We start from the raw sequence: 14,902 nt of genomic DNA, 5'->3' as shown, positions 1-14,902 counted from the left end.
AAGAGATTGTTATGCCAAAAATTACTGTATTACCGCATCACCAAATTTGCCCTACTGGCGCAGAGATTGAACTCAATGAAGGCGATAATCTATGCCGTGGTTTGCTAGAAAAAGGCGTGAAAATTGAGCATGCTTGTGATATGTCAAAAGCTTGTACTACTTGCCATGTTATCGTGCGAAAAGGGTTTAATAGCTTGGAGGAAATGGATGATATCGAAGCTGATTTGCTAGATCGCGCTTGGGGGCTAGAGCCAGATTCAAGACTGTCTTGCCAAGTCATCATCGAAGATCAAGATTTGACGATTGAAATTCCAAAATATACCATCAATCACGCCTCTGAAAATCATTAATACCAACCAATAAAAAAAGGCTTACTAATCATCGTTAGTAAGCCTTTTTTGATGTCGCTACGTATCGCTAAACACTCGTTATTGCTAGAACAAGGCGCTGACTCATTCAGCGCATATTTATTCACAGCATATTATGGCGCAGCAGTCTGCGGTTTAACCGTGACTTTAGTGATGGATTTTAGGTATGCTAAATAATCCTCAAACTGAGACTGACCGATATTTTCGCGCACGATTTGGGCAGTCTGTTGTTTAACTTCGGGTGTGATTTGCGCGTTATCATTGCTAATAACCCCACCAACAATCACGCTCGCACCCGATACAGTAGGCCGCGTCATGACCGCTAGTTGATTGTTAACAGCAGGTTGACTAAATGCCACACCACGCTCGTCATCGCTGAGTTTGCTGTCTTGACGCGTCACAATCCCCAAATCTTGGAATGGGGCACCCGCCGCCGCAATTGAATTGGCTTGTTTGACTTTGGCAGCGATGGCATTGGCCTCTGCCACTGCTAAACTTTTTGCTTTTTCTTCAATAAGCTTGGCTTTGATAACCGGCTCGGCTTCTGCCTGTGTCATGAGTTTGCTGGTGCGGTGATTGGTTGATTGTAACCATACCACTTTATCAGAGACATCTATGCCGACTGATACACTGCCTTCTTGCAGCGCGAGTGGCTCAAATGCCGCCGCTACAATGGCAGGTTGATTGAGAGCAGACGAGTTATTGGTTTTAGGATAGTTTTTAATCGATTTGGCGGTTAATTTATAGCGATTGGCAAGTTCGGTGATAGTAGCGCCAGCAACTGCGTCATTGTTGATTTTACCAATCAAATCTTGATAGGCGGCTTCACGCTTTTGCGCCATAACTTGTTCGGTTAACACAGGCGTCAAGCTTTCAATGGTTGGTGGGGTTTGACCATTGATTTTTACCAATTTGAATAAATGATAGCCATAGTTGGTTTTGATGGGGCTGGTGACTTGCCCGACTTTTAGAGTCTTGATTTGGGTCATGATGGTGTCATAATCATTGGGGAACATCGATTGGGTAATCGGACCGATATTGCCGCCATCGTTTTTACTGCCTTCATCTTGTGAGTACTGTTTGGCAAGCGCCGCAAAATCCGCTTGATTGGCATCAAGCTTACTTTTTAATGAGGTTAAGGTGGCTTGTGCTTGACCGCCATTCATCAAAATCATTGCCAATTCGTATTCGGTTTGGTTGTTGCTATTTTTCAAATAGGTTTGATACTGTTGTTGCAATTCCTGAGCCGTTGGGGCAGCAACAGGCAGGGCATTTTTATTGAGTTCTAAATAAGTTAAATCCACCATGTCACTAGATTTAAGTGTCGCTTGATTTTTTTGATAATAGCTTGCAATCTCTTGCGGCGTCACTTGTACCTGCGGCGCAAAGCTATGCCAGTCCAAACGTAGCACTTGCACAGGGCGAGACTCAGACTGCATTGACATCAGCTTATCAATACTCCCTTGCGCAAAAATCCCTGTATTAATAATACCGCGGCTAAAGGCAGTCACCAACAAGTCTTGACGAACCGAATCAAATAATTGTTCTTTGGTCATGCCGCGACTGGTTAAATAGCTAGCAAACAACTCATTAGAAAATTTTCCGCTGGCGTCTTGAAAGGTTTTTTCTGCCATCAACATTTGGGTGATGGTGGCATCGGACACAGTAAAACCAAGCTGGTTGGCTTGGTTGATAATCAAATAACGGTCAATCAAATTGTGCAGCATTTGCTCACGTAATTTATCGCTATTAAGTAGGCTTGCATCGCCGTTCACTTGCTCAAGCAAGGTTTCGCGGCGATTGTTAATCATGGTTTGCAAGGTAGCATTATCGATATTTAACTCTGCAACTTTGGCGACAGCATTAGGGTCATCTCCGCTACGGACAATCGACTCAAAACCCGTGATGGCTAAAGGAAGTAAAAAAAGAACGAGCAAGGCTTTGCCCATCCAACCTTTCAAAAAATTGCGTAAAGATTCCATATTGCTCACTTGCAGTTTAGATGGATTTATTAAGGATAACTAATCAGGCTAAATAATCAAATCAAACACGATATTATAGGGGAACTGTCCACCAAAATCATTATCTTTCATCAAGTTGGGTAGACAGTTTTAAGATATAGCAAAATAGTAAAAAGGCAGACTGTTAACAATTTATAAATTTTTAGATAACGCTTTATAAATTATTAGATAGCTCGGAAATAATAGCATCAAGGATTTTGAGTCTCGCGGTATATTTATCATCGGTAGCAATCACATACCATGGGCGTTTTTTATGGTGGGTTAAATGAATCATGTCGGAAGCGGCTTGCACGTACTCATGCCATTTGGCGCGGTTACGCCAATCGTCATCGGTAATTTTAAACTGCTTATTGGGCGTCTCTTCACGCGCTTTAAAGCGTTTAAGTTCTTCTTCCTCACTGATAGCGAGCCAAAACTTGACCACAATGGCATTGCTCTGTACCAAGTCGTTTTCAAAGCGATTGATTTCGTCATAAGCACGTTGCCAGTCTGCCTCTTTTGCAAAGCCCTCAATACGCTCAACGAGTACGCGACCATACCAACTACGGTCAAAAATGGTCACTCGGCTATTATGCAGGCGTTGTTTGAGTAAGGCGACGCATTTATTGCGTTTAAATTTTTGCGATAAATACATTATATCCACATCTGCCATTTCATCATGGGGCAGGCGCGTCCAAAAACGCCATAGATAACAGTGTTTTAATTCATCTTCGGTCGGTGCGGAGATAGCGTGGATGGTAAATTCACGCGGGTCGAGTGGTGCAATGATGCGGCGTATCGCACCGCCTTTGCCTGCCGCATCCATGCCTTCGAAGACAAAGATGATATGGCGCTGACCTCGCTCACGAATCAGTTCAGCGAGTATATGTTGTTTGCTATGCAGTTGTTCTTTATAGTCTGCCTTTGCTAATGCTTGGTTATCGACGCTAACCAACTCATCAATCAGTGGGGTGGGTTTAAAAGGATTTTCATCCTTTTTAGGGTTAGCTGATTTGTCGGCTTTTTGGGGGTTGTCTTGGGCATCATCGGCTGCAGATAGTTGGTTCATGGTTTGCAGTGCTGCTAATACAACATTGGCAAATTGGATGTTTGAGGCATCAATATCCTGTCCATCTAGGTGGTGCCAGCTTGATTGTAACCCCATCAGCTTGCTGCTAAAGCGTTTGAAACGTTTCACGTCTTTTTTTCGAAACCAATCTAAATGGTACAACTGCTCAGGGTCAGGCTCCTCATCGGTCAAGCGTTTTTTTAGCGTTTTGTTATCGACCCAAAACCAGCATTTGACGATATCGGTGTTGTTATTGACCAAATCTTGTTCAAACGCCTCAATGTCTTCAATCATTTGCTGTAAGCGCTGTTCATCAATATCATCGCCACAGTCAAACACATAACGAATCAAGTCAGCGTACCAGTTGCCAAAATACACGGCAATCTCACCCTTTCTAGGCAGTTGCCATGTGTGACGTTGCCAAATCGGTTGGTAGCGGCTGGGATGCTGTCCCATGGTCGCGTGAACCTTGATATAGCGTGCGTCCATCCATTCGGTTAGCGCTTTAACCGCTTCGCCTTTGCCCGAATTTTCCATACCATTCACCAAGATTAGTAACCCGCGCGAGTTTTTGCCAGCCCGTTGCTCGCGTAGGGTGGTTTGCTCTGTAATCAGGTCAAAACTTAATTGGTCTTCAAGCGTGAAAGATGAGGAGTTTTTTTCAAGTTTGGTTACTTTATCGGTGGGTTTAGAAGCGGCTATATCGTTGTTTTTGGAATTGCTAGTGCTGTGTATTGCCATGTGTCCTGCTTAGGGGAATACCCGAAATGATAGGGATGAAGTTTTTATTTTTCTAAAAGATAGCAGTTATGCTACCGGTGAACAATTTACGATTTGTATTTTTGGTGGATTTACATTAAGGTAATGCGGCACAAAACGTCATTTTACTGTGGGTTTATATAATGGATAAACTACAGTTTCTCTGTTTTGAATTTAAAAACTTTGTAAAAAAATCGAGGCCCTATGAGCAGCTTAAGCCAATTAGAACAAGATTTAAAACAATTCCGCGCCCTTCCATACCACAGCGATACCCAGTTAGCGCAAAAACTCAGTGAAGTACAAGCCTGGCAACGCGGTCGTATTCATAAAACCCACCAAGCCTTGTTTGCCAGCGCCAACAACCAAGCCCTGGGGGAGTTTTTAATTGACCAACTATATGGGGGCGAAAAATTCAATGTGCTCGCTGAACAGCTAGAGCGCATGGTGCAAAAGGCTGAAAAACTAGAAAAATTTATCCCTGCCAATGCCGTGAGCACAGGGGCAGCCGGTATCATCGAAGCGATTAACGCCATTAAGCTTGATTTACAGCTTGCTCAATATTTACAAGAAAATCATTTATCCGTGGATGAGCCATCCATGATTAAAGCCTATCAGTCCGTGAATGCAGAGTCGGCAAGACGCCAGCAGATTGCTGACCTCAAACAAATGTGCTATCGCACGGACAAATATCTTAAATCATTTATCTTACAAAAAGCATTTTCACTTGCCAAAGGCACAGCGTACAAAAAAGGCTTTCAGCCGCTATATGACTTTATCGCCGAGGGCTTTGCTGCCATCAAACCGATTAAAAGTATTGGCGCATTTATCGAGCCATTTTGTGAAAAAGAGTTGCAAATCATTACCAATGTGCATGCGGGCAAAGAACATCCTTTTGATGTTTAGTGATAAAATAGAAAAAAATTTTGCAGTACCTTTGCGCTTTTAACTTTGCCAATTTTTGATTGGCGATGACCTCACTAGGAAACCACATGAACGACAATAACCATAATTCAATCCAAGACAGCTTGGTAAAAGACAGCCTCCAAGCCAACGACAAGCTCAATAGCCAAGTACAACAGTCACTGACAGCTGACACCACCATCAACCGTCAATTTACTGGCACAGCTGATTTGCCAGAATCCGTGCCCCAAGGTCAGCAGCTCACTCGCCCTACATCCGCTACCGCAAATGACGCTATCCCCAGTGAGTTGTCAGCGCAATCAACTAGCGGTTTTGATAAATCAGCTATCTACAATCCGCATACCGAAGCCACTGATGGTAATGAAGAAACCCATTTTGGCTATAAAACCGTCAAAAAAGCTGAAAAACAAGAAAAAGTAGCAGAAGTATTTACCTCTGTTGCCAAAAAATACGACATCATGAATGATTTAATGTCCTTGGGTATTCATCGTCTGTGGAAACGCTATGCCATCAGCCTAACGGGCGTGCGTGCAGGTCAACGAGTCCTAGATATTGCAGGCGGCACAGGTGACTTGGCAAAAGCCTTTAGTAAAGAGGTGGGTCGCACAGGTCATGTGGTATTGTCCGATATCAATGAAGCGATGCTAGAGGTCGGTCGTGAGCGTCTGCTCAATGCAGGCTGTAGTAACGTCGACTTTGTACTTGCCAACGCTGAGACGCTGGCACCATTTGAAGATGAAAGTTTTGATTTGGTGACAATTAGCTTTGGGCTACGCAACGTCACTGACAAAGACGCGGCACTGCGCTCGATGTATCGGGTGCTCAAAAAAGGCGGACGTCTGCTGATTTTAGAATTTTCAAAACCTGTGTTTGAGCCATTTGGTAAAGTCTATGATTTGTATTCGTTTACCGCATTGCCACTCATGGGTAAATTGGTGGCGAATGATAGCGAAAGCTATCAGTATTTGGCAGAGTCTATCCGTATGCACCCAGACCAACGCACCCTAAAAGGCATGATGGAAGATGCAGGCTTTGTCAATTGTGACTATAACAACCTAACAGGCGGTATCGTGGCGGTACATCGTGGGTTTAAAAAGTAACTGATGACGAAAAATATAATAGCTCACTGAAATTTATATACTAAAAGAGAATCAGATGTTTACTGTATTACTACTTGCAGGCATTGAAAAAGTGGTTAATCTAGCGATTGCCACTGACCCCATCACCCAAGCAGGGTTACAACCGTTATCGGGTAAAGTTTTGCGCCTAGTGATGGCAGAGCCGGCCATTGAATTTGATACGATTTTTAATGATGACCACATTCGCTTTGAACCTGTGACGGTTGATGTTTTTGAACCTAAAGGTAGCGCCGTGGTAAGCAAACCTAATTGTATTGTCAAGGTAGACAACCCTGTGCATTTGCTCAATTTGATGGGTGACCCACAAGGTAATCTGCCGATTGAGGGCGATTATAAAGTGCTGATGCAAGTCAAACAGTTAGTCGCCGGGTTTGACCCTGATATCATTGGTAAACTGCAACCTCTGATTGGTCTGCCGATGGCAAGTCAACTGTCTAATCTATTAGCTAACCTAAAAGGCACAATTGCTGCACCTGCCAAAGAGATGTTTGCCGATATTGCCAATATTAGAGAGTGGAAAACCAACGATGCAAGTACTGATGCCAATGCAGGCAATGAGTTAAAACAACAGCTACTAAAACTGCGGGCGGATATTGAGCGTGAACAAGCCAGACTCGATGCCATCAAGCAACAGCAAGCGGCTTTATTGCAAAAGTAGATTGCAAAGGTAAATTTATTGCAAAATTCGCTTTTGCACAATCAAAATGACGGGTTAAATCCCCGTCTTTTTTTTAACCATTAAAAAATTGCTTATATCATGCTAGAATTCCCACCATTGATAAGCTTTCTAACGAGTTGCCAACGTGTTACTAAATCATCGCAAACGTCTGTTACAACTGTGGCGCATTGCCGCTCATTATCGTGTTGACACGCATCTACCTATTGAAGAGACGCCGCAGCTTGAGCCCATTGCCAAACTTATCCGTATGCACCCTGCCAGCTATTTTCAAAAACCCCATCCAGACGGGGTTAGGCTGGCGCTTGAAGAAATGGGCACGCTGTTTTTAAAATTAGGGCAGCTGCTCTCCACCCGTCGTGATTTGGTCACCCCTGAGATTATTGAGCAGTTGGTGCATCTGCAAGACAGGGTGAAACCCTTTAGTGTCGATACGGTTATCGAGCAAATTGAACAATCGACAAAAAAAGGCGGTTTGGGGCAACCTATCAATCAGCTATTTGCTAGATTTGATGGCACACCGTTAGCGGCGGCATCTATCGCCCAAGTGCACACCGCACGCCTGCATGATGGGCGTGAAGTGGTGGTCAAAGTAGTTCGTCCAACCATCCGTGAACAGATTATTGAAGATTTTGAATTATTGCGCGATTTGGCAGGGTGGGCATCGGCACGGATTGAAGCGGCGCGTGCCGTACATATTATCGATATCGTTGAAGATTATCGGCAAGTCTTGCTCAATGAGCTTGATTTAACCCTTGAAGCTGCCAATACCACCCAAATGCGTAACAACTTTTTGGGTTCATCGATGATGTATGTGCCTGAAGTGTATCAAGCCAGCAAAAACATCATGATTATGGAGCGCATTGTTGGGGTGCCGATTTCGCAAACCCAAGTATTTGATGCGCTTGGATATGATAGGGCGGCACTTGCGGCAAAAGGATTAACGATTTTTTTCACCCAAGTATTTCGGGATAACTTCTTTCATGCCGATATGCACCCAGGCAATGTGTTTGTTGAAACGCTGCCAGCCGATACCCCAAATCCCAATCCCCGCTACATCGCCCTTGATTGCTCAATCGTGGGCGAGTTATCTAAAGCTGACCAAATGATTGTGGCAAGGCTTTTATTATCGGTAATGAACAATAACTTTACTGGTCTAGTGGATATCATCGCGCGGGCAGGCTGGATTCCACCCAATACCGATAAATACGCCCTCATGCGCGATATGCGCCGTACCGTGTCACCGATGATTAGTAAGCCGATCAACGACATTGATTTTGCAGGCGTGCTCATGTCGGTGCTCGATATTGCGCGTCGCTATCATTTGGATATACCGCCGCAATTAATGCTACTGCTTAAAACGCTAGTGCATGTGGAAGGTTTAGGACGGGATTTGTACCCTGAGCTTGATATCTGGTCGCTCGCCAAACCGATTTTGACAGGCTGGGTGAAGCAGCAATTTGACCCGATGCAAAAAATTGGCGAGCTACGCAAGCAATTACCTGAGCTGTTACTGAGTCTCAATGATATGCCACAATTGCTGGATAACAGTTTGCAAAGTCTGTCAAATTTGGGTGGACACCAAGATCAGCAGCTGCGTGAAATACAGCAAATTCGCTCAGATATGCTCAAAAGTCGCCAGCAGGATTGGCTTGCGCTGCTTGGGTTTGTGGGTGCGTTATTTATCGCACAAATGATTGCCAGTCATGCCGTTTGGCAAGTGAGTAGCTGGCTTGCACCGATTTTTTATGTGATTGCCGTGCTGTTTGTATTGTGGCGGTTATTAAATTAGCGACTTAAGCATGCTTCATATAATGATCGGCTAGTAGTTTGACAATCGCAGGGATAAATGGTTTTGCCAAATCGTGCCCCATGTCTTTAATCAAATGAAACTCACTGTGCGCAATCGCTTTGGCAATCGCCCGACCATGCGCCGATGGCACCAGCCCATCTTTTTCCCCATGAATGATAATGGTTGGCTGTTTGATTTTTTGGTCGAATTTAACAATAGAGCCAGTAGCTAATATTGCTTGTAGCTGCTGAAGCGCGCCACGTGGGTGATAACTACGTTCAAACCGCAAACGAATGAGTCGTTCTACTTCCTCTTCATCCACATGATTGGGCGAGCCGATACGCTGCATACACCACACGCCGTATGCGACCACGTCATCAATTTGGGTAGTTTTGGGATGTGACAGTAGGGTTTGCAGCTGCTTTGGCTTGGTGGGTGGTAAAAATGGCTTATTGTTACTGGTAAACATGAGACCCAGTGTCGACACGCGTTTTGGGTATTTGGCAGCCAAAATTTGCGCAATCATCCCGCCCATGGAGGCCCCCACCACATACACATTGTTCAGCGCTAATTTATCAAGCAAGCGGCGGGTATCTTCGACCATGTCAAATAAGTTATACGCCACAGGAAAATGACGGTTCGTCAAACCCACTTGCATACGCAGCATCATTTTGACATTGTTGATGGGAAAACGGGGGAAGGGTCGGGCGATTTTTGAGGATAGTCCGATATCACGATTGTCAAAACGAATCACAAAAAAGCCTGCGTCAATCAAGCCTTTGACAAAACTATCTGGCCAAAACACCAACTGCGAGCCTAAGCCCATAATCAGCAACAATGGCGGATGATCAGGATTGCCACCAACTTCAACACACAGTTGTAATTCATCACCGATATCAATGATGGCACTTTGCATAAAGTCCGTAATCACTGAGGGCTCAAAATTAAATTTGGCTAAATCCATAATTTATTCCAAAAATATCAATCTGCTAGTAGGTTGTTGAATGAACTTGCCGCATTAGATGACCCGTTGCACCAGCGTGGCAACTAAGACAGCCAATCCGCCACTTGCTTGGTTAACGTTAGGCGCTGTTTTGCTGCTTCTTTACCGGCTAATACAAACCCTAAAATGCTATTAGAGTTATCTTTTGGATGGGCGGTCATGACAATTCCATCAGTCGTTGGGGTCGTTTGCCAATACAGTTGATCGTCACTGTACTGCCCTGATACGGGTAATACCACCAAAGGTAAACTAGGTGTTTTGATAGCCACTGGCATGGCAGGATACGCCACTTTGGTCGGCGCCATGTTAGGGTCAGCCAGGGTTTTTGCCAATGCTTTGGCTTGGTTCATCAATGGCATGACATAGGGCATATAGCTACCCATCACGTTGGCACAATCGCCAATGGCATAAATATGCTCAGCTGATGTGGCTAGGTAGGCATCGACCTTGATGCCTTGCTGCACGGTTCTTGGTAAATGGGTTATTGTAGGATTGATGTGCTGTGACGATGCTATGGCAATGTTCGCTGATGCGGCAAGGTCAGTATTAGCCACCAAACCAATCGCTATCAAAACAATATCCGCTTCAAAGGTTTGTGATTGCTTATCCCTGTCAAACGAGATAGTCACGGTTGCATTATCGTTTGTATTAATAGTTGTAGTAATATTTTTATTAAGGTTTGTCTTGATACTGGTGATATCCGTGCCTAAATAAAATGCCACCCCTGACTGAGTCAAAGCGTCTTGTAGCATGATACCTGCCTGGCTAGGGAGCTGCTGAGCCAGTGGGCGTGCCGCTTTATCAAAGAGAGCTACTGTGATGTCAGCGGTCTGGTTATCTGTATTTTGACCAATCAAATCATTGGCAAATTCACAACCAATCAACCCTGCACCAATAATCGCTACCTTAACGGGCGCTGATTTTTGAGATTTCAGGGTGTTTAGACGCTGCTGAAAGCTTTTGTATTCATCTAGATGATTGACGGCAAAAATGGTTTGATGATTGACAGCTAGATTGGGTAACAGTCTAGAATGCGCGCCTGTCGCCAATACCAAATCTCGATAAGCAAGCGTTGTTTGAGACGCTTCATTGACTAACGAGCGAACTACGATGAATTGTTCATCGGCATTAATATCAGTGACTTGATGAAAATTTAATAGGGTTAGGTTTAACGTTTCTGCCATTTTTGCCGCGCTCGCATTCGCAATGCTATCGGCAAGTTTGTTTTGCGCATAGGCATTTGACAAGGTTGGCTTAGCGTAGCTATCACCACTGTCTTGACACACCATGACGATAGGCAAGCTAGTCGTTAGCTTTCTGAGCTCACGCGCTAGCGTATAGCCCGCCATCCCTGAGCCAATAATGATCACAGGTTTTGGTTGTGTATTTGATAGTTGCGCAATCTGCGCATCATTTGACATGATACTGTCTAAGCTTACACTATTGTCACTGGCACTATCGACACTCGCACTATTGACATTGTTAGTTGATTGCATAATAAAACCCTATTATATTTATTATAGTTCAATCATTTCAAAGTCCACTTTGCTAACCCCACATTCAGGGCAAGTCCAATCTTCGGGAATATCTTCCCAGCGTGTACCCGGCAGGATACCTTCTTCTGGGCAGCCCAATGCCTCATCATACACCCAACCACACACGATACATTGATATTTTTTCATTGGTAAATTTCCCTATGTTAGTGGTAACTTTTGCTATTGAAGATAAGGATAAAAATTGCAATTACAATGCCGAGCAGTATGTTAACCCTGCAAAACTCACGCAATCACCTAAAAATTTAACTTGCGATAGTTTACAAGTATGCACTGAAACAAGCAAGCCAATGACAGGCAACATTCAATCCCATATCGCAAATCTTTAAATCAGTTTGCCCAAGCCCAGCCTATTAATCATGACTGAAGTAAAGGCTTGACGTCATCTATGACCTTGATTGGCTCAGCAGGAAAAAATTGCTAGAATGAGGCACGCTTTAGCAATTTTTACTTAATTTTTACTTAACACTTATTTTTTCTGAACTCGGTCAATCCTATGCAATCGACTATCACCCCTGATTCACCACACCCATTTTGGCAAATCATCAGAGTGGTACCTGATTTTCCCAAAAAAGGCATTGCGTTTTATGATATCACGCCATTATTGCGCGCTCACGTCAATGCAGTAATTGATGCGTTACTGGCAGCGATACCACAGCCAGTATTTGAAGCGGTTGATTGCTTTGGCGCTATTGAAGCACGGGGGTTTATTTTTGCTAGCCTGTTGGCGGGTCGAACAGGCAAAGGCATGGTATTGGTACGCAAGGAAGGTAAGCTGCCACCGCCTGTGGCGAATAAAAGCTATGCGCTAGAGTATGGTAGTGATACTTTAGAGATGCAGGCGGGACTTGCGCCGGCGAATGTGTTGTTAGTGGATGATATATTGGCGACAGGGGGTACCTTGAGCGCTGCGGTGGGGCTTTGTGAAGCCGCAGGGCATCAGGTGTTAGGCGCACTTGTACTGCTTGATTTGGTGAATTTGCATCAACCGCTAGATATGCCACTTTATACAGTGTTGCAAGCTAAAGGTTAGTGGGATGGCATGAGGCTAATCATGATTAAAGAACATGATTAGCCGCTAATGAAAATTTAATGAACCAAGCTTCATTCATCAAAGTTTTAATGAATAAAGCTTTAATTAACAAAGCTTAGTTAATCAAGCCTCTCAAGGTTTGCTCTAACGCTTCTCGAGCTTGGATAAAGCCTTCAATACCGGCAGATAATAGCTCTTGGCTGATAGGATCAAGCGCATGTTGCTCGGCAAATTGGGTCTCATCGAGGGTTTCTTTTTTGAGGTCAATAAATTTCATGTCTGGGAATAGCTGACGCTCGACTTTGACGTCCATCGTGGCAAGTTGGTCTAGCAAATCAGGCGCAATCGTTAATAAATCACAACCTGCCAATGCCAATATTTGCTCAATACTGCGAAAGCTCGCGCCCATGATTTGGGTCGTGTAGCCATGCTGTTTGAAGTAATGATAGATAGTTTTGACTGAGCTCACGCCTTTATCGCGGCTGATTTCGATGCTATCGAGTCCTTCATCTTTTTTCTGCCAATCCAAAATCCGTCCGACAAATGGCGAAATCAAGGTAACATCGGCATCGGCACAGGCTTTAGCTTGGTGCAAGCCAAATAGCAGCGTCACATTACAATGGATACCTTGTTGCTCTAACGCTTTGGCGGCTTGGATGCCTTCCCACGTGCCAGCGATTTTGATGAGTACGCGTTTTTTATCAATCCCGGCGGCTTCATAGGCTTTGATAAATTGCTGCGCTTTGACGATTGTGCCATCGGTATCATAAGACAACCTTGCATCCACTTCAGTGGAAACACGACCATCAATGAGTTTTAAAATTTCGGTGCCGATATAAATGGTGAGCTCATCAATCACCGCATCGATATCATTGGGGTGTTTTTTTAATGTCTCAATTAAAATAGGCTGCATTTGCGGCGTTGACAATGCCTTGGTAATCAAGCTTGGGTTGGTGGTCGCATCGACTGGTTTTAAGCGGGCAATCGCTTGCAAATCCCCAGTATCTGCCACAATGGTTGTCATCATTTTTAGTTGGTTTAAGCTGCTAGTCATGTACTTTCCTAAATGTCAAATTGCTGCGTGTCACTGATAACCTATCAGGGACAAAATGGTTCAGGGACAAAATGGTATGGTTTCATTCAATGTTGTTTAACCTATGTCAAAAGCTATCACAAACATTGTGACAATCGCTAGTTTTTTTTCTATTTTGCAAGTATTTGTTAAGCATCAAACCAAAAAATCCAATTTTTTTTAGGGTATGCCAAAAATATTGTGTCTATATCACTATTTGTGATGAAAAAGCGCCGAGCGAAACTCGATTAACAGGCGTGATTTGTGCTAGTATTAGGCAACTTCTGCTATAAAGCCATTTGGTAACTTTATATATTTCAAGGTATATTTCAAGCTAGGCTGCCTGTGATTTACGACCCTCAATCCTATCGCGCAGGTCAGTGTTGACTGTTGAGTTGTAATTTTATGAATGAACAAACGATGAGCAATGATGAATTAATTGGACTTCGCCAAAAAATCGATGAAGTGGACGAAAAAATCCAGCGATTAATCAACGAGCGAGCAGGCTATGCGGTGCAAGTAGCCAAAGCCAAAAAGACGCAAGAAGACAATCCGATTTTTTATCGCCCAGAGCGAGAAGCACAGGTGCTAAAAAAAGTGATGGCGCGCAATGAGGGTCCACTCCCTGCCGATAAAATGGCACGTTTATTCCGCGAAATTATGTCAGTGTGTTTAGACTTAGAAGCGCCACAAAAAATTGCTTATCTGGGTCCTGCAGGCACCTTTACCCACATGGCAGCGCTGAAGCATTTTGGTAAAGCTGCCACGACAGTGCCGCTATCGACCATTGCTGATGTGTTTCGTGAAGTGGAAGCCGGCTCTGCGATGTATGGCGTTGTCCCTGTAGAAAATTCCTCAGAAGGCGTGGTCAATCATACCCTTGATGGCTTCTTATCCTCCGATCTGAAAATCATTGGTGAGGTAGAATTACCGGTGCATCATCAGTTTTTGGTGGGTGAGCATACCAAAGTGGGCGCGATTTCAAAAATTTATGCCCACAGCCAAGCGCTTGCCCAATGCCGCCAATGGTTAGATACCCATTATCCCAATGTCGAGCGTGTGGCAGTCTCTAGCAATGGTGAAGCGGCTCGGCGTATCAAAAATGAGTGGCACTCAGCCGCCATTGCAGGGGAAGTGGCAGCAAGCGAATATAATTTGCACAAACTATTTGAAAACATCGAAGATACCCCGTCCAATACCACACGTTTTTTAATCATTGGCCGCGAAGCAGTAGCGCCATCAGGTCAAGATAAAACCTCGATTTTAGTGGCAGCCAAAGATCAGGCGGGTGCGCTGATTCAAATACTGCAGCCACTCGCAAAACATGGGGTGTCAATGACCAGTATCGAAACCCGCCCAGAGCGTCCAAACAAATGGGCTTATGTGTTCTTTATTGATATGCTTGGTCATATTGACGATGCCAATATGCAAGCCGCGCTCGCTGAGATTCGCCCGCAAGTCAAAGATTTACGGGTATTAGGCGCTTATCCAAAAGCGGTGATTTAACCGTTTTTGGC

13 protein-coding genes are annotated in these 14,902 nt (G+C 44.2%); 7 read left to right on the top strand and 6 right to left on the bottom strand.

Annotated features, from left to right (window positions below; translation table 11 throughout):
* The first annotated feature begins 11 nt into the window (after window positions 1–11).
* On the top strand, window positions 12–350 hold the full coding sequence (fdx, locus tag RT143_RS02415; protein ID WP_036597564.1) for an ISC system 2Fe-2S type ferredoxin: 339 nt from the start codon (window positions 12–14) through the stop codon (window positions 348–350).
* Window positions 351–481: 131 nt separating this feature from the next.
* Here fdx and RT143_RS02410 read toward each other — a convergent pair whose 3' ends face one another.
* A complete protein-coding gene (locus RT143_RS02410; RefSeq protein ID WP_313090931.1) occupies window positions 482–2,350 on the bottom strand; it encodes a SurA N-terminal domain-containing protein in 1,869 nt (622 codons plus the stop codon).
* A gap of 193 nt (window positions 2,351–2,543) precedes the next feature.
* On the bottom strand, window positions 2,544–4,178 hold the full coding sequence (locus RT143_RS02405) for an ATPase (protein ID WP_313090930.1): 1,635 nt from the start codon (window positions 4,176–4,178) through the stop codon (window positions 2,544–2,546).
* 222 nt (window positions 4,179–4,400) lie between these two features.
* Here RT143_RS02405 and RT143_RS02400 point away from each other — a divergent pair, with 222 nt between their 5' ends.
* The 4 genes from RT143_RS02400 (at window position 4,401) to RT143_RS02385 (ending at window position 8,724) form a co-directional block, all read left to right on the top strand.
* Window positions 4,401–5,099 carry a DUF8198 family protein gene (locus tag RT143_RS02400; RefSeq protein WP_313090929.1) on the top strand — a complete coding sequence of 233 codons (699 nt, stop codon included), beginning with the start codon at window positions 4,401–4,403 and terminating at the stop codon, window positions 5,097–5,099.
* Window positions 5,100–5,185: 86 nt separating this feature from the next.
* Window positions 5,186–6,217 carry a bifunctional demethylmenaquinone methyltransferase/2-methoxy-6-polyprenyl-1,4-benzoquinol methylase UbiE gene (gene ubiE / locus RT143_RS02395; protein ID WP_313090926.1) on the top strand — a complete coding sequence of 344 codons (1,032 nt, stop codon included), beginning with the start codon at window positions 5,186–5,188 and terminating at the stop codon, window positions 6,215–6,217.
* Between the two features lie 55 nt (window positions 6,218–6,272).
* Window positions 6,273–6,914, top strand: a complete 642-nt coding sequence (locus RT143_RS02390) for a ubiquinone biosynthesis accessory factor UbiJ (RefSeq protein ID WP_313090925.1) — start codon at window positions 6,273–6,275, stop codon at window positions 6,912–6,914.
* 145 nt (window positions 6,915–7,059) lie between these two features.
* The gene (locus RT143_RS02385) at window positions 7,060–8,724 is read left to right on the top strand and encodes an ABC1 kinase family protein (RefSeq protein ID WP_313090924.1); all 1,665 of its coding nucleotides are present in this window, start codon (window positions 7,060–7,062) and stop codon (window positions 8,722–8,724) included.
* A 4-nt stretch (window positions 8,725–8,728) separates the two neighbouring features.
* On the opposite strand, the gene RT143_RS02380 is transcribed toward RT143_RS02385, so the two are convergent.
* The 3 genes from RT143_RS02380 to rubA form a co-directional block, all read right to left on the bottom strand.
* The gene (locus RT143_RS02380; protein ID WP_313090923.1) at window positions 8,729–9,688 is read right to left on the bottom strand and encodes an alpha/beta fold hydrolase; all 960 of its coding nucleotides are present in this window, start codon (window positions 9,686–9,688) and stop codon (window positions 8,729–8,731) included.
* A gap of 83 nt (window positions 9,689–9,771) precedes the next feature.
* Window positions 9,772–11,223: an FAD-dependent oxidoreductase gene (locus RT143_RS02375; RefSeq protein WP_313090921.1), complete on the bottom strand. Its 1,452-nt coding sequence runs from the start codon at window positions 11,221–11,223 to the stop codon at window positions 9,772–9,774.
* 21 nt (window positions 11,224–11,244) lie between these two features.
* Window positions 11,245–11,409, bottom strand: a complete 165-nt coding sequence (rubA, locus tag RT143_RS02370; protein ID WP_036589380.1) for a rubredoxin RubA — start codon at window positions 11,407–11,409, stop codon at window positions 11,245–11,247.
* A 367-nt stretch (window positions 11,410–11,776) separates the two neighbouring features.
* On the opposite strand from rubA, the gene RT143_RS02365 reads away from it, so the two are divergent.
* On the top strand, window positions 11,777–12,313 hold the full coding sequence (locus RT143_RS02365) for an adenine phosphoribosyltransferase (protein ID WP_313090919.1): 537 nt from the start codon (window positions 11,777–11,779) through the stop codon (window positions 12,311–12,313).
* 115 nt (window positions 12,314–12,428) lie between these two features.
* Here RT143_RS02365 and RT143_RS02360 read toward each other — a convergent pair whose 3' ends face one another.
* Window positions 12,429–13,367, bottom strand: a complete 939-nt coding sequence (locus tag RT143_RS02360; protein ID WP_313090916.1) for a transaldolase — start codon at window positions 13,365–13,367, stop codon at window positions 12,429–12,431.
* A 423-nt stretch (window positions 13,368–13,790) separates the two neighbouring features.
* Here RT143_RS02360 and pheA point away from each other — a divergent pair, with 423 nt between their 5' ends.
* Window positions 13,791–14,891 carry a prephenate dehydratase gene (pheA, locus tag RT143_RS02355; protein WP_050324445.1) on the top strand — a complete coding sequence of 367 codons (1,101 nt, stop codon included), beginning with the start codon at window positions 13,791–13,793 and terminating at the stop codon, window positions 14,889–14,891.
* Window positions 14,892–14,902: the final 11 nt, after the last annotated feature.

The organism is Moraxella sp. CTOTU48268 (assembly GCF_032069585.1).
Classification (GTDB): domain Bacteria; phylum Pseudomonadota; class Gammaproteobacteria; order Pseudomonadales; family Moraxellaceae; genus Faucicola; species Faucicola cinerea.
The sequence above is the reverse complement of the archived record's forward strand: the minus strand, read 5'-3'. Positions and strand labels throughout refer to the sequence as shown.

Bases quoted from the DNA above. Each gene is read 5' to 3' on its own strand.
- RT143_RS02380 (WP_313090923.1), bottom strand. From the start codon at position 9,688: ATGGATTTAGCCAAATTTAATTTTGAGCCCTCAGTGATTACGGACTTT.
- RT143_RS02365 (WP_313090919.1), top strand. From the start codon at position 11,777: ATGCAATCGACTATCACCCCTGATTCACCACACCCATTTTGGCAAATC.
- RT143_RS02360 (WP_313090916.1), bottom strand. From the start codon at position 13,367: ATGACTAGCAGCTTAAACCAACTAAAAATGATGACAACCATTGTGGCA.
- RT143_RS02375 (WP_313090921.1), bottom strand. From the start codon at position 11,223: ATGCAATCAACTAACAATGTCAATAGTGCGAGTGTCGATAGTGCCAGT.
- RT143_RS02410 (WP_313090931.1), bottom strand. From the start codon at position 2,350: ATGGAATCTTTACGCAATTTTTTGAAAGGTTGGATGGGCAAAGCCTTG.
- ubiE (WP_313090926.1), top strand. From the start codon at position 5,186: ATGAACGACAATAACCATAATTCAATCCAAGACAGCTTGGTAAAAGAC.
- fdx (WP_036597564.1), top strand. From the start codon at position 12: ATGCCAAAAATTACTGTATTACCGCATCACCAAATTTGCCCTACTGGC.
- RT143_RS02390 (WP_313090925.1), top strand. From the start codon at position 6,273: ATGTTTACTGTATTACTACTTGCAGGCATTGAAAAAGTGGTTAATCTA.
- rubA (WP_036589380.1), bottom strand. From the start codon at position 11,409: ATGAAAAAATATCAATGTATCGTGTGTGGTTGGGTGTATGATGAGGCA.
- RT143_RS02405 (WP_313090930.1), bottom strand. From the start codon at position 4,178: ATGGCAATACACAGCACTAGCAATTCCAAAAACAACGATATAGCCGCT.
- pheA (WP_050324445.1), top strand. From the start codon at position 13,791: ATGAATGAACAAACGATGAGCAATGATGAATTAATTGGACTTCGCCAA.
- RT143_RS02400 (WP_313090929.1), top strand. From the start codon at position 4,401: ATGAGCAGCTTAAGCCAATTAGAACAAGATTTAAAACAATTCCGCGCC.